The 20862-nt window shown below is 55.1% G+C and carries 22 protein-coding genes; 17 read left to right on the top strand and 5 right to left on the bottom strand.

Features of this window, described 5'->3' with window-relative positions:
* Nucleotides 1–51 precede the first annotated feature (51 nt).
* The gene (locus tag V6942_RS07395; protein WP_333501043.1) at nt 52–1098 is read right to left on the bottom strand and encodes an aminopeptidase; all 1047 of its coding nucleotides are present in this window, start codon (nt 1096–1098) and stop codon (nt 52–54) included.
* A 312-nt stretch (nt 1099–1410) separates the two neighbouring features.
* Here V6942_RS07395 and cysD point away from each other — a divergent pair, with 312 nt between their 5' ends.
* From cysD to rpoS, 12 genes are all read left to right on the top strand, one after another.
* A complete protein-coding gene (gene cysD, locus V6942_RS07390; protein ID WP_106926057.1) occupies nt 1411–2319 on the top strand; it encodes a sulfate adenylyltransferase subunit CysD in 909 nt (302 codons plus the stop codon).
* A gap of 9 nt (nt 2320–2328) precedes the next feature.
* Nucleotides 2329–3756, top strand: coding sequence for a sulfate adenylyltransferase subunit CysN (gene cysN / locus V6942_RS07385; protein WP_333501042.1), 1428 nt, complete (start codon nt 2329–2331; stop codon nt 3754–3756).
* Entirely contained in the window at nt 3756–4361 is a 606-nt protein-coding gene (gene cysC / locus V6942_RS07380; protein ID WP_106926062.1) for an adenylyl-sulfate kinase, read from the top strand. Before cysN ends, cysC begins: the two co-directional genes overlap by 1 nt.
* A 43-nt stretch (nt 4362–4404) precedes the next feature.
* Nucleotides 4405–4731 (top strand): DUF3561 family protein, encoded by a 327-nt coding sequence (locus V6942_RS07375; RefSeq protein WP_106926064.1) that lies wholly within the window; start codon nt 4405–4407, stop codon nt 4729–4731.
* Between the two features lie 151 nt (nt 4732–4882).
* Nucleotides 4883–5200 (top strand): cell division protein FtsB, encoded by a 318-nt coding sequence (gene ftsB / locus V6942_RS07370; protein WP_106926066.1) that lies wholly within the window; start codon nt 4883–4885, stop codon nt 5198–5200.
* A gap of 19 nt (nt 5201–5219) precedes the next feature.
* Nucleotides 5220–5930 carry a 2-C-methyl-D-erythritol 4-phosphate cytidylyltransferase gene (ispD, locus tag V6942_RS07365; protein ID WP_333501041.1) on the top strand — a complete coding sequence of 237 codons (711 nt, stop codon included), beginning with the start codon at nt 5220–5222 and terminating at the stop codon, nt 5928–5930.
* On the top strand, nt 5930–6409 hold the full coding sequence (gene ispF, locus V6942_RS07360) for a 2-C-methyl-D-erythritol 2,4-cyclodiphosphate synthase (RefSeq protein WP_106926070.1): 480 nt from the start codon (nt 5930–5932) through the stop codon (nt 6407–6409). The genes ispD and ispF overlap by 1 nt, the downstream gene beginning before the upstream one ends.
* Nucleotides 6406–7455 (top strand): tRNA pseudouridine(13) synthase TruD, encoded by a 1050-nt coding sequence (gene truD / locus V6942_RS07355; protein WP_182930114.1) that lies wholly within the window; start codon nt 6406–6408, stop codon nt 7453–7455. Before ispF ends, truD begins: the two co-directional genes overlap by 4 nt.
* Complete coding sequence (gene surE / locus V6942_RS07350) at nt 7436–8197, top strand: 5'/3'-nucleotidase SurE (RefSeq protein WP_182930115.1); 762 nt, start codon at nt 7436–7438, stop codon at nt 8195–8197. Before truD ends, surE begins: the two co-directional genes overlap by 20 nt.
* Nucleotides 8191–8820, top strand: coding sequence for a protein-L-isoaspartate(D-aspartate) O-methyltransferase (locus tag V6942_RS07345; RefSeq protein WP_106926076.1), 630 nt, complete (start codon nt 8191–8193; stop codon nt 8818–8820). Before surE ends, V6942_RS07345 begins: the two co-directional genes overlap by 7 nt.
* A gap of 122 nt (nt 8821–8942) precedes the next feature.
* Nucleotides 8943–10088 (top strand): murein hydrolase activator NlpD, encoded by a 1146-nt coding sequence (gene nlpD, locus V6942_RS07340; RefSeq protein WP_106926078.1) that lies wholly within the window; start codon nt 8943–8945, stop codon nt 10086–10088.
* A gap of 117 nt (nt 10089–10205) precedes the next feature.
* Nucleotides 10206–11198: an RNA polymerase sigma factor RpoS gene (gene rpoS, locus V6942_RS07335; protein WP_106926080.1), complete on the top strand. Its 993-nt coding sequence runs from the start codon at nt 10206–10208 to the stop codon at nt 11196–11198.
* 61 nt (nt 11199–11259) lie between these two features.
* Here the strand turns inward: rpoS and V6942_RS07330 are convergent, their stop codons facing one another.
* Nucleotides 11260–11664: a MarR family winged helix-turn-helix transcriptional regulator gene (locus V6942_RS07330; RefSeq protein ID WP_106926082.1), complete on the bottom strand. Its 405-nt coding sequence runs from the start codon at nt 11662–11664 to the stop codon at nt 11260–11262.
* A 141-nt stretch (nt 11665–11805) separates the two neighbouring features.
* Between V6942_RS07330 and V6942_RS07325 the strand changes: the two genes are divergently transcribed.
* The 4 genes from V6942_RS07325 (at nt 11806) to V6942_RS07310 (ending at nt 14533) form a co-directional block, all read left to right on the top strand.
* Complete coding sequence (locus V6942_RS07325) at nt 11806–12399, top strand: non-oxidative hydroxyarylic acid decarboxylases subunit B (protein ID WP_333501040.1); 594 nt, start codon at nt 11806–11808, stop codon at nt 12397–12399.
* Complete coding sequence (locus V6942_RS07320) at nt 12399–13826, top strand: non-oxidative hydroxyarylic acid decarboxylases subunit C (protein ID WP_106926086.1); 1428 nt, start codon at nt 12399–12401, stop codon at nt 13824–13826. Before V6942_RS07325 ends, V6942_RS07320 begins: the two co-directional genes overlap by 1 nt.
* Before the next feature lie 10 nt (nt 13827–13836).
* On the top strand, nt 13837–14073 hold the full coding sequence (locus V6942_RS07315) for a non-oxidative hydroxyarylic acid decarboxylases subunit D (RefSeq protein ID WP_106926088.1): 237 nt from the start codon (nt 13837–13839) through the stop codon (nt 14071–14073).
* Nucleotides 14074–14380: 307 nt separating this feature from the next.
* Nucleotides 14381–14533: a Hok/Gef family protein gene (locus tag V6942_RS07310; RefSeq protein ID WP_106926090.1), complete on the top strand. Its 153-nt coding sequence runs from the start codon at nt 14381–14383 to the stop codon at nt 14531–14533.
* A 119-nt stretch (nt 14534–14652) separates the two neighbouring features.
* Here the strand turns inward: V6942_RS07310 and mutS are convergent, their stop codons facing one another.
* Nucleotides 14653–17214 (bottom strand): DNA mismatch repair protein MutS, encoded by a 2562-nt coding sequence (gene mutS, locus V6942_RS07305; RefSeq protein ID WP_333501039.1) that lies wholly within the window; start codon nt 17212–17214, stop codon nt 14653–14655.
* Between the two features lie 217 nt (nt 17215–17431).
* Between mutS and V6942_RS07300 the strand changes: the two genes are divergently transcribed.
* Nucleotides 17432–18715 carry a tyrosine-type recombinase/integrase gene (locus V6942_RS07300; protein ID WP_032333284.1) on the top strand — a complete coding sequence of 428 codons (1284 nt, stop codon included), beginning with the start codon at nt 17432–17434 and terminating at the stop codon, nt 18713–18715.
* Nucleotides 18716–19978: 1263 nt separating this feature from the next.
* Here the strand turns inward: V6942_RS07300 and V6942_RS07290 are convergent.
* Both V6942_RS07290 and V6942_RS07285 read right to left on the bottom strand, forming a co-directional pair.
* Nucleotides 19979–20293, bottom strand: coding sequence for a hypothetical protein (locus tag V6942_RS07290; RefSeq protein ID WP_032333283.1), 315 nt, complete (start codon nt 20291–20293; stop codon nt 19979–19981).
* An 11-nt stretch (nt 20294–20304) separates the two neighbouring features.
* On the bottom strand, nt 20305–20823 hold the full coding sequence (locus V6942_RS07285) for a hypothetical protein (protein ID WP_032333282.1): 519 nt from the start codon (nt 20821–20823) through the stop codon (nt 20305–20307).
* Nucleotides 20824–20862: the final 39 nt, after the last annotated feature.

Here is a 20862-nt window from a genome sequence, read left to right as displayed (position 1 = left end):
CACATTTCACGCCCCCGGCTCCGTACCGGGGGCTTTTTTAAGGGAGACGGGTTAGCTGTGCTTTCCCGCCTTCGCCAGCTCTTTCATCAGCGGCATCATCACTTTCACCACATCGCGGCTGCGGTGCTCAATGCGCCCCGGCAGCGCTTTATCAATATGCTGCTGGCTATCGAGCTGCGCATTATGCCAGCTGGTGCCGTCCGGGAAGCTGGCGCTTTTGGCGCGCTGCTGGTAACCGTCTTTTTTGCCGAGCGACCAGTTAGTCGCCTCAATAGACAGGACAGGAATGCCTGCTTTATCAAACACTTCTGCGTCGTTACAGCAGCCGGTGCCCTGCGGATACTGAGGATTAAGGCCCGGATTCGTCGCGGCGGCAATGCCGTGGCTGCGGGCCAGCGTCAGCGCGCGATCGCGGGTGAGTTTGCGCACCGAGGCAGGCGTTTTTACGCCGCTGTTAAAATAGAGTTTATCGCCAACGACGAGGTTATCGAGGTTAATGACCAGCAGAGTATTTTTCTTCTCCGCGCTGCTCATGCGTTTAAGTAAATTCTCTGCGCCGAGTTTGCCTTCCTCTTCGCCGCTGGTGGCAATAAAACGAATACCGTACTGGGTGGGAATATCTTTAAAGCGCTCAGCCAGCTCCAGCATCACGCCCAGGCCCAGCGCGTTATCATCAATGCCCTGTAGCGTCAGGCCGCCAAAATTCTGCTCAACGTCGCTGTCGCTGCGCGGGGCGTAGGTATCCAGATGTGCCATGATGATAATTTGCTGACTGGATTGACCTTCATGCGCGGCAATGACGGTGCTGCCGACCACGTTATGCCAGTTCTTACGGTTATCTTTGCTGGTGTAGATATAGCGGCTGTGAAACGTGCGGATATCGCTCTGGTAGCCCATTTGCGCAAACTGCTGGCGAATGTAGTTTGCGGAGAGCATTTCCGCCGGTGTGCCGGTAATGCGGCCGGGAAAATAAGTGGCGATATAGCGAGCCTGCGTATTGGCGATAGCGCCCAGCGAAGCGGATGCCGCGTGCGCCGGGAGGGTAAGACATACGCCGAGCGCCAGGGCTGCCATGCAGTGGCGCAGTGCGGAGAACATAGGACGTCCTTACAACAGTGCAAAAAAATAGACGCGCCTAGTATGAAACCAAGGTTTTCATTACACAATTTCCAATACGCTTAAATGCCCGAAAAATAGCATGTTAAGCACTTTTTGATATTTGCTTTTCCAGGGCGTTATTCCTTTGAGTAACTACTCATTCCTTTTCGTAATTTCATTTGGTCTAAACCTACCCCTATAGTCCCTCTATTGCTGATTGTTAGCGAGTTGTAGCACGACCCAATAAGCGCCAACGACAAGATCGGCCCTCAACACAACAGACGTGCAATGAATCAGGCTTAAGGAACGGTTATGGACCAAAAACGACTTACTCACCTGCGGCAACTGGAGGCGGAAAGCATCCATATCATCCGTGAGGTGGCCGCCGAATTTTCCAATCCGGTGATGATGTACTCCATCGGTAAAGATTCCAGCGTGATGCTGCATCTGGCGCGCAAGGCGTTTTACCCCGGTACGCTGCCGTTCCCGCTGCTGCACGTCGATACCGGCTGGAAATTCCGTGAAATGTACGAGTTTCGCGATCGTACCGCCAAGGCCTACGGCTGCGAGCTGCTGGTGCATAAAAACCCGGAAGGGGTGGCGATGGGCATTAACCCGTTTGTCCACGGTAGCGCCAAGCATACTGACATTATGAAAACCGAAGGCCTTAAGCAGGCGCTGAATAAATACGGCTTTGATGCCGCATTCGGCGGCGCGCGTCGCGATGAAGAAAAGTCGCGCGCTAAAGAGCGCATTTACTCCTTCCGCGACCGCTTCCACCGCTGGGACCCGAAAAACCAGCGCCCGGAGCTGTGGCACAACTACAACGGCCAGATCAACAAAGGTGAAAGCATTCGCGTGTTCCCGCTCTCTAACTGGACCGAGCTGGATATCTGGCAGTATATCTATCTGGAAAACATCGAGATTGTTCCGCTGTACCTGGCCGCCGAGCGTCCGGTGCTGGAGCGTGACGGCATGCTGATGATGATCGACGACGATAGGATTGATTTGCAGCCAGGCGAAGTGATCAAAAAACGCATGGTGCGTTTCCGTACCCTGGGATGCTGGCCGCTGACCGGCGCGGTAGAGTCCGACGCGCAGTCGCTGCCGGAAATCATCGAAGAGATGCTGGTCTCAACCACCAGTGAACGCCAGGGGCGCGTGATTGACCGCGACCAGGCCGGCTCCATGGAGCTTAAAAAACGTCAGGGTTATTTCTAAGGAGCCGCCATGAACACCACTATTGCACAACAAATTGCCGACGAAGGCGGCGTGGAAGCATACCTGCACGCTCAGCAGCATAAAAGCCTGCTGCGCTTTCTGACCTGCGGCAGCGTGGATGACGGTAAAAGTACGCTGATTGGCCGCCTGCTGCACGACACGCGCCAGATTTACGAAGACCAGCTGTCCTCGCTGCACAATGACAGCAAACGCCACGGTACCCAGGGCGAGAAGCTTGATCTGGCGCTGCTGGTGGATGGCCTGCAGGCCGAGCGTGAGCAAGGCATCACCATTGACGTGGCCTACCGCTATTTTTCGACTGAGAAGCGCAAATTCATCATCGCCGACACCCCGGGGCACGAGCAGTACACCCGAAATATGGCCACCGGTGCATCCACCTGCGACCTGGCGATCCTGCTGATTGACGCGCGTAAAAGTGTGCTCGATCAGACTCGTCGTCACAGCTTTATTTCAACGCTGCTGGGTATCAAACACCTGGTCGTGGCAGTCAACAAAATGGATCTCGTCGACTATAGCGAAGAGACCTTTAACCGCATTCGCGAAGAATATTTGACCTTTGCTGAGCAGCTGCCGGGCAATCTGGATATTCGCTTTGTGCCTCTCTCCGCGCTGGAAGGCGATAACGTGGCCAACAGCAGCGAAAAGCTGCCGTGGTACAGCGGCCCGACGCTGCTGGAAGTACTGGAAACTGTAGCGATTCGCCGCACGGTCGACAGCCAGCCGATGCGTTTCCCCGTACAGTATGTTAACCGCCCGAACCTGGACTTCCGCGGCTTCTCCGGCACGCTGGCTTCCGGCACCGTGAAGGTCGGCCAGCGCATCAAGGTGCTGCCGTCAGGCGTTGAGTCAACCGTTGCGCGTATCGTCACCTTCGACGGTGACCTGCAGGAAGCGGCCGCCGGTGAAGCCATTACGCTGGTGCTGAAAGATGAAATCGACATCAGCCGCGGTGACCTGCTGCTTGACGCAAAGGACGCGCTGCCGTCGGTACAGCGCGCCAGCGTTGATGTGGTGTGGATGGCCGAACAGCCGCTTACGGCGGGGCAGAGCTATGACATTAAGGTTGCCGGCAAGAAGACGCGCGCACGTGTCGACGGCATTCAGTACCAGGTGGACATCAACAACCTGACCCAGCGTGAAGTGGAAGCGCTGCCGCTGAACGGGATAGGTCTGGTGGATCTGACCTTTGACGAGCCGTTGGTGCTGGATAAATACCAGGAAAACCCGGTGACCGGCGGGCTTATCTTTATCGATCGGTTAAGCAACGTTACCGTGGGTGCCGGTATGGTTCGCGAGCCCAATACCCAGCAGGCGGTGGTCAATACTGACTACAGTGCCTTTGAGCTGGAGCTGAATGCGCTGGTGCGTAAGCACTTCCCGCACTGGGGCGCGCGCGATTTGCTGGGAGGCAAATAATGGCGGCACACGACGAGAACGTGGTCTGGCACGCGCATCCCGTCACCGCCCAGCAGCGCGAACAACTCCACGGTCACCGTGGCGTTGTGCTGTGGTTTACCGGTCTGTCGGGATCGGGCAAATCAACCGTAGCCGGAGCGCTGGAAGAGGCATTGCACGAGCTGGGCGTCAGCACCTATTTGCTGGACGGCGATAACGTACGTCACGGCTTGTGCAACGATCTGGGCTTTACTGATGACTCTCGTAAAGAGAACATCCGTCGCGTTGGCGAAGTGGCAAAGCTGATGGTGGATGCCGGGCTGGTGGTATTAACGGCCTTTATCTCGCCACACCGCGCTGAGCGTCAGATGGTGCGTGAACGCGTCGGCGAAGGACGCTTTTTTGAAGTGTTCGTTGATACGCCGCTGGCCATTTGCGAAGCGCGCGACCCAAAAGGGTTGTACAAAAAAGCGCGCGCCGGCGAGCTGCGTAATTTTACCGGGATTGATTCATCATATGAATCTCCCGAGCGACCAGCAATCCATCTCGACGGTGAACAATTAGTAACAAATTTGGTGGCTCAATTATTAGATCTACTGAGGCAGAGCGATATTATCAGATCCTGAAAACGTGTCGGCGTGTGCCTGCTCCGACCTAACAGGATTATTTATGCGTAATACTCAGAACATCAACGTGGCCCCGCCCGAGTCACTCGCCCCTGCTTATGACGAAACCACCTGGTCTTTGTCAGGGGCCTTTGTTGGCTTTGCGGCGTGGTTGATGGCGCTGGGAATTCCCTACCTGCACTACGGCAATAACACGCTGTTCTTCTTCCTCTACACCTGGCCTTTTTTCCTTGCCCTGATGCCGGTATCGGTTGTCGTTGGCGTGGCTTTTCATTCGCTGATGAAAGGCAAACTTGCCTACACTATTGTTGCCACGCTGCTGACCGTTGCCGTGCTGTGCAGCTTGTTATTTATGTGGATTATGAGTTAATCCTTGCGCAGTCGGCCTGGTCCAGCGCGTTAGCCGGTCCCCTGTGCGGGTGAAATGTGGTACATTTCCGGCGATATACGGTATTGCCCGCGGCCGGAGTGGAGTATGACGGCGAGTTATGGGATGATAGTGCCGTTTTTCAGGGGGCAGGATGGGTAAATTAACGCTGCTATTACTGGCTTTGCTGGTCTGGCTACAATATTCGTTGTGGTTTGGAAAAAACGGCCTGCATGACTTTAGCAGGGTCCGTGATGATGTATCCGTACAACAATCAACGAACGCAAAATTAAAAGCGCGTAACGATCAGCTTTTCGCTGAAATTGACGATCTCAACGGCGGTCAGGAAGCGATCGAGGAACGCGCGCGTAACGAACTCAGCATGACCCGTCCGGGCGAAACGTTTTATCGTCTGGTTCCGGATGCGTCTAAGCGCACGCAGAGCGCGGGGCAAACGCAAACTAATCGATAACCAGTCCCAGGATGACGACATGGCCGTGACTTTTCCGGGCGTATGCGCCGTGGTGCCGGCAGCCGGATTTGGCCGCCGCATGCAAACGGGCTGCCCAAAGCAATATCTCTCAATCGGTAACAAAACGATTCTTGAACACTCGGTGGATGCGCTGCTGGCTAACGCCCGCGTCCAGCGGGTGATTATCGCCGTCTCTGCCGGAGACGAACGCTTCGCGCAGCTTCCTCTTGCGCAACATCCTCAGATTACCGTCGTAGAAGGCGGTGCCGAACGTGCCGATTCCGTGCTGGCGGGCCTGCGTGCGATTGATGATGCCGAATGGGTGCTGGTGCATGATGCCGCACGCCCGTGTCTGCATCAGGACGACCTTGCTCGTCTGCTCGCGCTCAGCGAACGTAGCCGCGTGGGCGGCATTCTGGCCGCACCGGTGCGCGATACCATGAAGCGCGCCGAACCGGGGAAAGTGGCCATTGCGCATACCGTCGATCGTAACGATCTGTGGCACGCATTGACGCCGCAATTTTTCCCGCGCGAGCTGCTGTTAGCGTGCCTGACCCGCGCGCTGAACGACGGTGCGTCGATCACTGATGAAGCATCGGCATTAGAATATTGTGGCTTTCACCCCGAGTTGATCGCCGGACGCGCTGATAATATTAAAGTGACTCGCCCGGAAGACCTGGCGCTCGCTGAATTTTACCTCACCCGCTCGGGTAACCCGGAGAATGCATAATGCGAATTGGACACGGTTTTGACGTACACGCCTTTGGGGGCGTTGGCCCGATTATCATTGGCGGCGTGCGTATCCCTTACGAAAAAGGGCTGCTGGCGCACTCTGATGGCGACGTTGCGCTGCACGCGCTGACCGACGCGCTGCTGGGCGCTGCGGCGCTGGGTGATATTGGCAAGCTGTTCCCGGACACCGATCCGGCGTTTAAAGGCGCCGACAGCCGCGCGCTGCTGCGCGAAGCGTGGAAACGGGTTCAGGCCAAAGGCTACACGCTGGGAAACGTCGACGTCACGATTATCGCCCAGGCGCCGAAAATGCTGCCGCACATTCCGCAGATGCGCGTTTTTATTGCCGAAGACCTCGGCTGTCATATGGACGATGTTAACGTCAAAGCGACCACCACCGAGAAGCTCGGCTTTACCGGGCGCGGCGAGGGTATCGCCTGTGAGGCGGTCGCACTGCTGCATAAGGCAACGTCATGATTCAGTTTGATGAACTCACCTGGCTGCACGGTAAACCGCAGGGGACGGGGCAGTTAAAGGCCAATCCGGAAGATTTTCTGGTGGTCGAAGATTTAGGCTTTGAGCCTGACGGCGAAGGCGAGCATATTCTGGTACGCATCCTGAAAAATGGCTGCAACACCCGATTTGTGGCCGACGCGCTGGCGAAGTTTTTGAAAATCCACGCCCGCGAAGTGAGCTTTGCCGGGCAGAAAGATAAGCATGCGGTGACCGAACAGTGGCTATGCGCACGCGTGCCGGGCAATACCATGCCGGATTTAAGCCAGTTTCAGCTTGAAGGTTGTCAGGTGCTGGAATATGCCCGCCATAAGCGTAAGCTGCGTTTAGGGGCGCTGAAGGGCAACCAGTTTACGCTGGTGCTACGCGAGGTTCGCGGGCGTGACGACGTTGAGGCGCGCCTGCAGGCCATCGCCGAGCGCGGCGTGCCAAATTACTTCGGGGCCCAGCGTTTCGGCATCGGCGGCAGCAACCTGCAGGGCGCACTGCGCTGGGCAGAAAGCGGCGCGCCGGTACGCGATCGGAATAAACGCAGTTTTTGGTTGTCGGCGGCCCGCAGCGCGTTGTTTAATCAGCTAGTGAGCGAGCGCCTAAAAAAACTGGACTTTAATCAAGTTGTTGACGGCGATGCGCTACAATTAGCGGGACGCGGCAGCTGGTTTGTTGCCAGCGAAGAAGAGCGGGCCGAATTGCAGGCTCGCGTCGACGCGCGTGAATTGATGATTACCGCAGCGCTGCCCGGGAGCGGCGACTGGGGGCCACAGCGTAGCGCCCTGGAATTTGAACAGACCGTGCTGGCCGACGAGACGGCGTTGCAGTCGCTGCTGCTGCGCGAAAAAGTCGAGGCCGCGCGTCGCGCGATGCTGCTGTATCCACAGCAGCTAAGCTGGAACTGGTGGGACGACGTTACCGTCGAACTGCGTTTCTGGCTTCCGGCGGGCAGCTTTGCAACCAGCGTGGTAAGGGAACTTATCAATACAACAGGTGATTATGCGAATATTGCTGAGTAACGATGACGGGATCCATGCGCCAGGTATTCAGACGCTGGCCAGAGCCTTGCGGGAGTTTGCCGAGGTTCAGGTAGTTGCACCCGATCGTAACCGCAGCGGCGCATCGAACTCACTGACGCTGGAATCCTCGCTTCGTACCTTCACTTTCGATAATGGCGACATCGCCGTACAAATGGGCACCCCGACGGACTGCGTCTATCTGGGCGTCAATGCGCTGATGCGCCCGCGCCCTGATATCGTGGTCTCCGGCATCAATGCCGGGCCCAATCTGGGCGATGACGTCATTTACTCCGGCACGGTGGCGGCCGCGATGGAAGGCCGCCATTTAGGCTTTCCCGCGCTGGCGGTGTCGTTGAACGGTCATCAGCACTACGATACTGCTGCCGCCGTGACCTGCTCGCTGCTGCGGGCGCTTTCTCGCGAACCGCTGCGTACCGGGCGTATCCTGAACGTGAACGTTCCGGATCTGCCGCTCGATCAAATCAAAGGGATTCGCGTTACCCGCTGTGGCAGCCGCCATCCGGCGGATAAAGTCATCCCGCAGCAGGATCCGCGCGGTAATACGCTCTACTGGATTGGCCCGCCGGGCGACAAATGCGATGCCGGCCCGGATACCGATTTTGCTGCCGTTGATGCCGGCTACGTGTCGGTTACGCCGCTGCATGTCGATCTCACGGCACACAGCGCCCACGACGTGGTCACCGGCTGGCTTGAGCAGGCGAGGGTCGATACACAATGGTAGTCAGTAAACGTATCCAGAGCCTGCTTAATCAGCTTCGTCAGCTGGGCATACGCGATGAGCGCGTGCTTGAGGCAATGGCGCAGGTGCCGCGCGATAAATTTATTGATGAAGCGTTCGAACACAATGCGTGGGAGAACGTTGCGCTACCGATAGGTCAGGGGCAGACGATTTCGCAGCCGTATATGGTGGCGCGGATGACCGAGCTGCTGGAGCTGACGCCGGAGTCCCGGGTGCTGGAAATCGGCACCGGTTCAGGCTATCAGACGGCGATTCTGGCGCATCTGGTGCATCACGTCTGCTCGGTTGAGCGCATCAAAAGTCTGCAATGGCACGCCAGGCGTCGCCTGAAGCAGCTTGATTTGCATAATGTATCTACCCGCCACGGTGATGGCTGGCAGGGGTGGCAGGCACGCGCCCCGTTTGACGCCATCATCGTGACGGCGGCTCCGCTGGAGATCCCGGTTGCGCTGATGTCGCAGCTGGATGAAGGCGGAATTCTCGTTTTACCCGTGGGCGATGATCAGCAGTATCTTAAGCGCGTTCATCGGCGGGGAGACGAATTTATTATTGATACCGTTGAGGCCGTTCGCTTCGTTCCTCTTGTTAAGGGGGAACTGGCCTGAGACCCGGATTTTTCTGAGGGTTTTCAGCCCAATTCAGCGTATGGTGAGCATATTTTCCAGTGTTCATCACCTGCGTTGCACGGTATTAAGTCACTGGCAGTTAACCTATTCCTGGGGGATAAATGAGCGCGGGAAGCCCTAAATTTACCGTCAATCGTGTTGTGGCATTATCACTGGTTTCACTTTGGCTGGCCGGCTGTTCTTCTTCAAATAATGCGCCAGCGCCAGTGAGCTCCGTGAACAGCGGTGGCACCAGCAGCACCAACTCCGGCATGCTGATTACGCCGCCGCCAAAAATGGGCAGCACGGCGCAGTCAACGCCTCAGATTCAGCCGGTACAGCCGGTGCAGACCCAGCCCGTTCAAACCCAGCCTCGCGTGTCTCAGCCCGTTGCCGAGCAGCCGGTGCAGATGCAGAACGGCCATATCGTCTACAACCGTAAATACGGCGATATTCCAAAAGGCAGCTACACCGGTGGCAGCACCTATACGGTCAAACACGGCGACACGCTGTTCTACATTGCCTGGGTGACCGGCAACGACTTCCGTGACCTGGCGCAGCGTAATAACGTGGCGGCCCCGTACGCGTTGAACGTGGGTCAGGTACTGCAGGTCGGCAACGCTTCCGGCCAGCCGATTACCGGCAATAACCCGGTCGCTGTGGCCAGCGCGCAGGCCAGCGGTGGAAATACCGGATTAGTCTCAAAACCTGCACAAAAATCAACCGCGGTTGTTGCGTCGACTCCGACAATTACGTATTCTGAGGATTCAGGTGAACAAAGTGCTAACAAAATGTTGCCTAACAACAAGCCTGCGACGACTGTCACAGCGCCTGTAACGGCACCGACTGCGAGCACGACCGTACCGACTGCCAGCAGTACTTCAACCAGTTCGCCAATTTCTTCATGGCGCTGGCCGACTGACGGCAAGATCATCGAAAACTTTAGCGGCACCGACGGTGGCAATAAAGGCATCGATATTGCGGGCAGTAAAGGACAGGCAATCGTCGCAACCGCCGATGGGCGCGTCGTCTATGCCGGTAACGCACTGCGCGGTTACGGTAATCTTATTATCATCAAACACAACGATGATTACCTGAGTGCCTACGCTCATAACGATACAATGCTGGTCCGGGAACAACAGGACGTCAAGGCGGGGCAGAAAATCGCTACCATGGGTAGCACCGGAACCAGTTCAACACGTTTGCATTTTGAAATTCGTTACAAGGGGAAATCCGTCAACCCGCTGCAGTACTTACCGCAGCGATAAGTCGGCAAAGTCCTTCACATGAACGCTTTCAGGCGGCATCGGCAGCCGCAGAGGTCGCCTGAAGAGTGACATGATAAGGTGCATTGCCTGGGGATCACGGGTAGGAGCCACCTTAAAATGAGTCAGAATACGCTGAAAGTTCATGATTTAAATGAAGACGCGGAATTTGATGAGAATGGAGTAGAGGCGTTCGATGAGAAGGCCTTAAATGAAGAGGAACCCAGTGACAACGAACTCGCAGAAGAAGAGCTCTTATCGCAGGGTGCTACTCAACGTGTACTCGATGCGACCCAGCTGTACTTAGGCGAGATCGGCTATTCTCCGTTATTGACCGCTGAAGAAGAAGTCTATTTTGCACGCCGTGCTCTGCGTGGCGATGTGGCCTCACGCCGTCGGATGATTGAAAGCAACCTCCGTCTGGTGGTGAAAATTGCCCGCCGTTATGGCAATCGTGGTCTGGCGCTGCTGGATCTGATCGAAGAGGGCAACCTGGGGTTGATTCGTGCCGTAGAGAAGTTTGACCCGGAGCGTGGGTTCCGTTTCTCAACCTATGCCACCTGGTGGATTCGTCAGACGATTGAACGGGCTATCATGAACCAAACCCGTACCATCCGTCTGCCTATCCATATCGTTAAAGAGCTGAACGTCTATCTGCGTACCGCGCGCGAGCTGTCCCATAAATTGGACCATGAACCGAGCGCAGAAGAGATAGCTGAACAGCTGGATAAGCCGGTTGATGACGTTAGCCGTATGCTGCGTCTCAATGAACGCATCACCTCAGTTGATACCCCTCTGGGGGGGGATTCTGAGAAAGCGCTGCTGGATATCCTGGCCGATGAAAATGAAAACGGTCCGGAAGACACCACGCAGGACGATGACATGAAGCAAAGCATCGTGAAATGGCTGTTCGAACTGAACGCCAAACAACGAGAAGTGCTGGCGCGTCGTTTTGGTCTGTTGGGGTATGAAGCAGCGACGCTGGAAGATGTCGGCCGCGAGATTGGCCTGACCCGCGAACGCGTGCGTCAGATTCAGGTTGAAGGTCTGCGCCGTCTGCGTGAAATCCTGCAGACGCAGGGGCTGAATATCGAAGCGCTGTTCCGCGAATAAGCCTGTTTTATTCAAAGAGGTCAGTCGAGAGACTGGCCTTTTTCTTTGCCATTTTTCCGCGCTAGTCCATCATTTTACGAATCAACTGCGTAAACTGCTGCTGCTCTTCGGCGGTTAAGCGCTGTAAAAATTCATTATCGACGCGATTCCCCACCGGCTGACTGGCCGCCAGCAGCGCTTCACCTTCCGGCGTTAAAAAGACGAACCGACGGCGCTTATCGTCGGGATCGTGCTCGCGTTTGACCCATCCGCGCGTTTCCATCCTGCTCAACATCTCAGCCAGCGTGGCTTTCGTGCTGACCGCCACGCTGGTCAACGCCACCTGCTCAATACCGGGGCATTCGGCGATGGAGCGCATCACCGCGTATTGCGGTTTCGTCAGCTCGGGCAGCTCTTGCTGCCAGCGTGATGTATGTTGCTGAAAAAGATGGCGAAGCAGGTGAAAGGCTTCATTTTTAATTTCCACGAACGCTCTCCGACGATAACCCTGCGACTATGATAGCCGCTCACGTGTCATTGAACAAAAAATGCGAACGACCTTGTCAGATACCGTCGACAGGAGTAGGTTAAGCACATTGTTCGTACACGAACGAATTTGAGGTGAACGATGAGACTGATTATTGGCATGACCGGCGCAACCGGCGCACCGTTGGGCGTTGCGCTTCTGCAGGCGCTGCGCGACATGCCGGAGGTGGAAACGCATCTGGTGATGTCGAAATGGGCCAAAACCACCATCGAACTGGAAACCCCGTGGACCGTGCGCGAAGTGGCGGCAATGGCCGACTTCAGCCATAACCCGGCCGATCAGGCTGCGACCATCTCTTCCGGCTCATTCCAGACCGACGGCATGATTGTGATCCCCTGCAGTATGAAAACGCTTGCCGGTATTCGCGCGGGATATGCCGATGGTCTCGTTGGCCGTGCGGCCGACGTCGTATTGAAAGAAGGGCGCAAGCTGGTGCTGGTGCCGCGCGAAATGCCGCTTAGCACCATTCATCTGGAAAACATGCTGGCGCTCTCGCGCATGGGCGTTGCCATGGTGCCACCTATGCCGGCGTTTTATAACCATCCGGAAACGGTGGACGACATCGTGCAGCACGTGGTGACCCGCGTGCTCGATCAGTTCGGCCTCAAACATGATAAGGCGCGCCGCTGGCAGGGGCTGTCGACGGCGACACCACTTTCACAGGAGAATGCATAATGGCTTTTGATGATTTACGCGGGTTCTTGCAGGCGCTGGAGGACCAGGGTCAGCTGCTCAAAATAAGCGAAGAGGTTAACGCCGAGCCGGATCTGGCGGCGGCGGCCAATGCGACCGGGCGCATTGGCGACGGCGCACCTGCGCTGTGGTTTGACAATATTCGCGGCTTTACCGATGCGCGTGTGGTGATGAACACGATTGGCTCATGGCAGAACCATGCCATCTCGATGGGATTGCCAATCAACACGCCGGTTAAAAAGCAGATTGATGAATTTATTCGCCGCTGGGACAACTTTCCGATTGCCCCGGAACGCCGTGCTAACCCGGCATGGGCGGAAAACACCGTCGACGGTGACGACATTAACCTGTTCGACATCCTGCCGCTGTTCCGCCTGAATGACGGCGACGGGGGCTTCTACCTCGACAAAGCGTGCGTTGTCTCGCGTGACCCGCTGGACCCGGATAACTTCGGCAAGCAGAACGTCGGTATTTACCGTATGGAAGTGAAGGGCAAGCGCAAGCTTGGCCTGCAGCCGGTGCCGATGCACGACATTGCGCTGCACCTGCATAAAGCGGAAGAGCGCGGTGAGGATTTACCGATCGCCATTACCCTGGGCAACGACCCGATCATCACCCTGATGGGCGCCACGCCGCTGAAGTACGATCAGTCCGAATATGAAATGGCCGGCGCGCTGCGTGAAAGCCCGTACCCCATTGCCACCGCGCCGCTGACCGGTTTCGACGTACCGTGGGGCTCGGAAGTGATTATCGAAGGGGTAATCGAAGGCCGTAAGCGTGAAATTGAAGGTCCGTTCGGTGAATTCACCGGTCACTACTCCGGCGGTCGCAACATGACCGTGGTGCGCATCGACAAAGTTTCCTATCGTACAAAACCGATTTTTGAATCGCTCTACCTCGGCATGCCGTGGACCGAAATCGACTACCTGATGGGGCCGGCGACCTGCGTGCCGCTGTACCAGCAGCTGAAGGCTGAATTCCCGGAAGTGCAGGCGGTGAATGCGATGTACACCCACGGCCTGCTGGCGATTATCTCCACTAAAAAACGCTACGGCGGCTTCGCCCGCGCGGTCGGGCTGCGTGCAATGACGACGCCGCACGGCCTGGGGTACGTGAAGATGGTGATTATGGTTGACGAAGACGTTGACCCGTTCAACCTGCCGCAGGTGATGTGGGCGCTCTCCTCGAAGGTCAATCCGGCGGGCGATCTGGTGCAACTGCCGAACATGTCGGTACTGGAACTCGATCCGGGATCAAGCCCGGCGGGAATTACCGACAAACTGATTATCGACGCGACGACCCCGGTTGCGCCGGACAACCGCGGTCACTACAGCCAGCCCGTACAGGATCTGCCTGAAACGAAAGCATGGGCTGAAAAACTGACCGCTATGTTGGCTAACCGCAAGTAAGGAGAAAATGATGATTTGCCCACGTTGCGCCGATGAACATATTGAAATCATGGCAAAATCGCCGGTCAAAGATGTCTGGACCGTATACCAGTGCCAGCACTGTCTGTACACCTGGCGAGATACCGAGCCGCTACGCCGCACCCATCGCGAACATTACCCGGAAGCGTTCCGCATGACGCAGAAGGATATCGACGACGCGCCGATGGTGCCGAGCATTCCGCCGCTGCTGGCGGAAGATAAGCGCTGATAAACGGGTCGGCAAACTGTCGGTAGGCCTGATAAGTGAAGCGCCATCAGGCCATCCCGCTCTCTCTAAAGCTCGGACTCTCCGGGCTTTTTTATTTTGCGAGCAGCCTCGTAGCAACGGACTGAATTTATTCGCGATGCGGCAAGCGGACATAGAATAGCGGCGGGTGCTTGAGGCTTTGTGGGCTTTGAGCATTTTCAGGGTTCCAGAAAGACGAAAGCCCCAGACGATATTTCTATCAACCTGAGGCTAGCGTACAAACCCGAACAGTTTGAATGTTAGTCTCTTCTTTGCAGGGAGGCAAGATATGCTGACGAAGTATGCCCTGGTGGCAATCATCGTGCTGTGTGCCACAGCACTAGGGTTCACGTTAATGGTGCGCGATTCGCTGTGTGAGTTGAGTATCCGGGAGCGTGGTATGGAGTTTAAAGCTATTCTCGCTTACGAACCGAAGAAGTAGCGACGACGCGGGGGCAACCCCGCGTATTGACTGCCCGGGTTTACCCTCCAGCACCCATTCATTTCCACCTGCCGGGCTACAGGCGTAGCCCGGCCGCGCGCTGCGGCATCGGGAACGATTTACACCATGCCTTTCAACCGATAAATCCACTCCAGCGCCTGACGTGGGGTTAACGCATCCGGATCCAGACCTTCCAGCGCTTCTACCGCCGGCGACACCTCTTCTGGTACCGACAGCAGCGACATCTGCGTACCATCAACCTGGGTCGCAGCCGCATTTGGCGAGAGGCTTTCCAGCTCGCGCAGCTTCTGCCGCGCGCGCTTAATCACGTCTTTCGGCACGCCAGCCAACTGGGCGACCGCCAGCCCGTAGCTTTTACTCGCCGCACCGTCCTGCACGCTATGCATAAAGGCAATCGTGTCGCCGTGCTCAAGCGCATCGAGGTGCACGTTAGCTACGCCTTCCATTTTTTCCGGCAGTTGGGTCAGCTCAAAGTAATGGGTGGCAAACAGCGTTAACGCTTTGATTTTATTTGCCAGACTCTCGGCGCAGGCCCACGCCAGCGACAGGCCGTCATAGGTTGAGGTTCCGCGGCCAATTTCGTCCATCAGGACCAGGCTGTGCTCGGTGGCGTTATGCAGAATGTTGGCCGTTTCAGTCATCTCGACCATAAAGGTCGAGCGGCCGGATGCCAGATCGTCCGCCGCGCCCACGCGGGTGAAAATACGATCGATGGGGCCAATTTCGACGCTTTGCGCCGGCACGTAGCTGCCGATATAGGCCAGCAGCGCAATCAGCGCCGTTTGCCGCATATAGGTACTTTTACCGCCCATATTGGGGCCGGTGATGATTAACATCCGGCGCTGTGGCGACAGGTTTAGCGGGTTGGCAATAAACGGCTCGTTAAGCACCTGTTCCACTACCGGATGGCGGCCTTCGGTAATGCGAATGCCGGGCCTGTCGGTAAAGGTAGGGCAGGTGTAGTTCAGCGTATATGCGCGCTCGGCGAGGTTGATGAGCACGTCCAGCTCGGCTAACGCGCTAGCACTCTGCTGAAGATCGGCCAGATGCGGCAGCAGCAGCTCAAACAGCTCGTCATATAGCTGTTTTTCCAGCGCCAGCGCCTTGCCTTTTGAGGTCAGCACTTTGTCCTCGTACTCTTTCAGCTCGGGGATGATATAGCGCTCGGCGTTTTTCAGCGTCTGGCGGCGTACGTAGTTGATGGGCGCCAGATGGCTTTGGCCGCGGCTGATCTGAATGTAATAGCCGTGGACGGCGTTATAGCCCACCTTCAGCGTGTCCAGACCGGTACGTTCACGCTCGCGAATTTCCAGGCGGTCAAGGTAGTCGGTCGCGCCATCGGCCAGCGCGCGCCACTCGTCCAGCTCGGCGTGATAGCCGGGGGCAATAACCCCGCCGTCGCGGACCAGCACCGGCGGCGCATCAACGATCGCCCGTTCCAGCAGCTCGCGCAGTTCGCGAAATTCACCCATTTTTTCACGCAGCATCTGCACCGGCGCGCTGTCGACGCTAGCCAACTGAGCGCGCAGCTCTGGCAACTGCTGAAAAGCATGGCGCATACGGGCAAGGTCGCGCGGGCGCGCGGTACGCAGCGCCAGACGGGCGAGAATACGTTCCAGATCGCCTACCTGGCGCAGCACCGGCTGCAGCTCGGCGGTGGCATCCTGCAGGGCGCCGATGGTTTGTTGACGCTCGGTAAGGATTTTTGTGTCGCGTACTGGCATATGCAGCCAGCGTTTGAGCATGCGGCTGCCCATTGGGGTTACCGTGCAGTCCAGCACGGCTGCCAGCGTATTTTCTACGCCCCCGGCCAGGTTCTGGGTAATTTCCAGATTCCGGCGGGTGGCGGCGTCCATAATAATGCTGTCCTGCTGGCGGTCCATGGTGATGGATCGAATGTGCGGTAGCGAGGTGCGCTGGGTATCTTTTACGTACTGTAACAGACAGCCAGCGGCGCACAGACCCCGGGGGGCGCCTTCGACGCCAAAGCCAACCAGATCGCGAGTGCCAAACTGCATATTCAGCTGCTGGCGCGCGGTGTCGATTTCAAATTCCCACAGCGGGCGGCGGCGCAGGCCGCGACGGCCTTCAATCAGCGACATCTCGGCGAAGTCTTCGGCATACAGCAGCTCGGCGGGATTGGTACGCTGCAGCTCTGCCGCCATGGTTTCGCGGTCGGTGGGTTCGCTCAGGCGGAAACGCCCGGAGCTGATGTCCAGCGTCGCGTAGCCGTAGCCTTTGTTATCCTGCCAGATAGCCGCCAGCAGATTGTCCTGACGCTCCTGCAACAGCGCTTCATCGCTGATGGTGCCGGGGGTTACGATACGCACCACTTTACGTTCAACCGGCCCTTTGCTGGTGGCCGGGTCGCCAATTTGTTCACAAATCGCGACCGACTCCCCCTGATTCACCAGCTTGGCGAGGTAGTTTTCTACCGCGTGATGCGGAATACCCGCCATTGGAATCGGCTCCCCGGCGGAGGCGCCGCGCTTGGTCAGCGAGATGTCCAGCAGCTGCGATGCGCGCTTTGCGTCATCGTAGAACAGTTCATAGAAGTCGCCCATGCGGTAGAACAGCAGAATTTCCGGGTGCTGTGCTTTTAGCTTCAGATACTGCTGCATCATTGGGGTGTGAGAGTCTAGATTTTCTATTGTACTCATCGGTTTGTGATGTCCGTTTTCTTAATTTTTAATGAGTTAGTGGTTTTTGTGGTTATCGTTAGGTTTCACTATGTCTCATCGAATATCATGAAATCCTACATTTAAATGTAGGTTAAAGTGTAGCTTGCCAACCTGTGACTTGGTAAAATATGGGCACACACAGTGCAACCTACATTTATGTTCATGACTGCATAAGGTGCATGATAACGGAGTCTTTATGGTAGGAAAACAAGAGGGAAAGCCACTTTCGTTTAAAGCGGTAGAAATGATGAAGCCTGGCGACAAAGATAAGGCTGATGTAGGCGAAAATCGTGGCTTACGTGTCTCCTGCGGTGCAACTGGGGTTAAGTCTTTTTTCTACCGTTACACAAGTCCTCTGACTGGCAAGCTTGCTCAGGTTAAAATTGGTAACTTTCCGCAGACTTCTCTAGCTGCTGCACGTCTCAAACTCCACGAATTAAAGCTCCTCCGACAGGAAGGTCGGTGCCCTGCGACTGAACTCAAACAAGATAAGCTCCAGCGTGCGATTGAAGCTGAACAGGCTAAGATCCCTGAATTGACCGTACAGGGATTGGTTGAACTGTATCTTACCGAACGTATTGAGGATCGTAAAACGAAGGACGGGAAGGTCATTCCCGGTGCCAGAAAGCCGAAAGGGCAGGCTGAGGTTCGTCGTACTCTCTATGGTGACGCTGTTAAAAGCTTAGGAACCCGGAATGCTGCTGAGATTACGCGCCAGGATGTCATTAATTTAATCAATAACATTGTAGCTCGAGGTGCAACCGTACAGGCTGGGAATGTACTGAGGGAGCTTTCACTCGCATATGAATTTGCAATCGGCCTTGGGCGATTTGATGATAATTTCGCGAATCCGGCGCTGTTAGCAAAATCCAGCTTACGACAGACCAGAATCAAGCTCACAAACGGACGTGGAACACGAGTACTGAGCGAGGACGAGCTTGCAAAATTCCTTAAATGGCTTCCGGGTTCGGCTTACACGCCAACGATCAAAAACGTGTTACGTCTGACTCTCTGGACCGGGTGTCGTACCGGTGAAGTCTGCAATATGGCATGGAAGGATGTTGACCTTGAAAAGGGGACAATACACCTACGTGAAACAAAAACAGGCATTGAACGCTATGTGCAGCTACCTAATCAGGCCATTGATTTTTTAAAGGTTTTACGACTCAATTCCGATGCTTATTTGTTCCCTTCATCCCGTACGAAGTTGCCAATACAGCAGAAATATCTCACTGAGAACGCTTGGCGTATGCGGGAATCAGGAAAAATGCTAGATATACCCGGTTGGAGGCCACATGATTTAAGGCGGACGGTACGAACAGGGTTATCACGGTTACAATGCCCTAATGAAGTCGCTGAGGCTGTTCTTGGGCATACCAAAGGCGGGGTAGAAGGTATTTATAATCTATATAAATATGATGCTGAGTGTAAAAAATGGTTGCAGATATGGGCTGATTATTTAGATACCCTTCTGGATTAATTACATCAGGGGGCTGTGGCGTATTTGCCACGTTGTAACTGGTGTTGCCATCCGCTTGGTATAATCACTCACAGATTGCGATTGTGATGATAACTATTTGCACAAAGGAAATGATATAACCGAAGGCCCACTTCTCGCTCAAAGCGGATCTCCAACCCAGTTAACAAGTCCGCTTCGTGCCAAAAGCAGAACTTGCTTACATTGTGCTATGTTAATTTGTTGGGAGCAGGTCACAAAATCCAGCCAGGACGAAAATAAATAATTGCCATACATTTAGTGTTGATTATTTCGGGATTGTTCATCTATTCTGATTGTATCAGCGAGCAGGCCGGAGTCACTCTTCGTGGATCATCCCATACTTCAGAAAACAATCGTTCTCTTTATTCTTGCCCTATGGGTAATTGATCCATTCAGGACAAAGAGAAGAAAGCATACTGAATCCACCATTGAAGAAGCCGATGCCAGAGAACGTCATAAATGGCGATATCTCAGATGGGGAGTGCGAACAATACAAATTGCAGCGACAGTATATATGTTTGCTATGCTGATTCAGTTTTTACTGAAGTAGACGGCTCAGGCAGGTACGACCGGACGGAATTGGCAGCCAATTCAGCGGAGGCCGGACGGGGTTAAACGTCCCCTCTGTGCCAGTGACCTGCTCCTCGTTGATTCACACGGAAGGCTGTTAGAAATGTGCAATTTTTGCTCACAGCAGACTGTAAGAGTTGATTGTGTGTTGCACTGTGAGATCAAATCAAAACCAATATATTCAGGCATCTTCCCACAGCGCACCCCATTCAACAGGCAATTGCTCCTTATCAAATCCCTCAAACCAGTAAACACTACTTTTTGCCCAACAATAGGCACTTCTCCCCAACCCTAATGAAACAATGCGCGACTCCAGTCCGGCTTGAGACGACCATGCCGTTTAAGGCGCACACCATTACAAGCAGTTGCTCATATTGAGGGAAAGTTAATAAAGAAACTTAACGGCATTTCCTCTTTTGCGCACGTTTCAATTGCCTTGATATCCAGTCTTGGTTACGTTTGCGAATTTTTTGTTTCATTGGCTACTGTTCTGATTCGACTCACTTATTAATCAATGATCTTACTGTATTCCAACGCCATGCTTTGTACAGGAATGTCCGCTTTTCGCTCATAGCAGACGGTTTATAATAATTGTGCCCTGCTGGAGGGCACATCGCTATGTGAAATTTCAATTGATGCAGATTGGTTTTGCCAACTTAAGTTAAGCTTGGTTTCTCAATCCTTTTTCCCATCCAGCATGTCAATCATCATGGGATAAATTCTGTCGCAACTTATCTCTGGATTTTGTACAGCAAAATTCCATCCTTCATCCATCGCAGCAGCAACTTCAGTTGTTGAAGCTATGGGCCAGTCGCTTACGGTGCCATAGACTTTACGGATGGCCTGGTTCTTGTCCATACCCGAACGCTGCTGCTGGCACATACTGACCATCACTTCTGCGGCCTGAGCAGGCTGGCTTACCGGGTACGCTGCCAGCGCCGGAGCGGATACTGTTGTGATGAGCAGTGCGGTAATAATATGCTTCTTCATTGTGTTACCCCTCACTGAACCGGAATACCCTGGACCGGGCTGTTGTCCCATGTCATCGGTCGGTCTTCCGGAATTGCCGGGGCACTGTCAGTGGCCGGTTTGTCAAAAACAGGTTTTGCGCTGGCGGGAAGGTCATCCGGTGAAATAACTCGAGTTTTCACACCCAGCTTCCCACCAACAGCGGCGTTCATCTGGTCGCAGAGGGTTTTTATCTGGAGCCGGATACCGCTCTGGTTTATTCCTTCGCTTTTGAATTGCTGCTCAAGAATAAAGCGGTCCTGAAGGGAATGGTAATAGTTAATATTGTCCTTCGTTAATGTCATGATGTTGCCGGTATTATCCTGATAGCGATTGCTGCGGATAAGTTTGTCCAGTGCGGTTAAGGCCTCATCGCCAGTGTAACCATACTGGTGGCAGGTATTCAGGGTGGCATAAGCCTCATACAGCCCCTGCAAATTTTCTGCGGGGAGTGTTTTTGCCCCGGCACAACCTGAAAATGCCAGAAGCAACATGGCAGCGGTTTTCCTCATCTTCGGTGATCTCCTTTCATTGACGTTTTCATTATCCGT

The organism is Kluyvera genomosp. 2 (assembly GCF_036759865.1).
In the GTDB taxonomy this organism is placed as follows: Bacteria; Pseudomonadota; Gammaproteobacteria; order Enterobacterales; family Enterobacteriaceae; genus Kluyvera; species Kluyvera ascorbata_B.
Note: the sequence above shows the minus strand (reverse complement) of the source record. Positions and strands in the feature narration are given on the sequence as shown.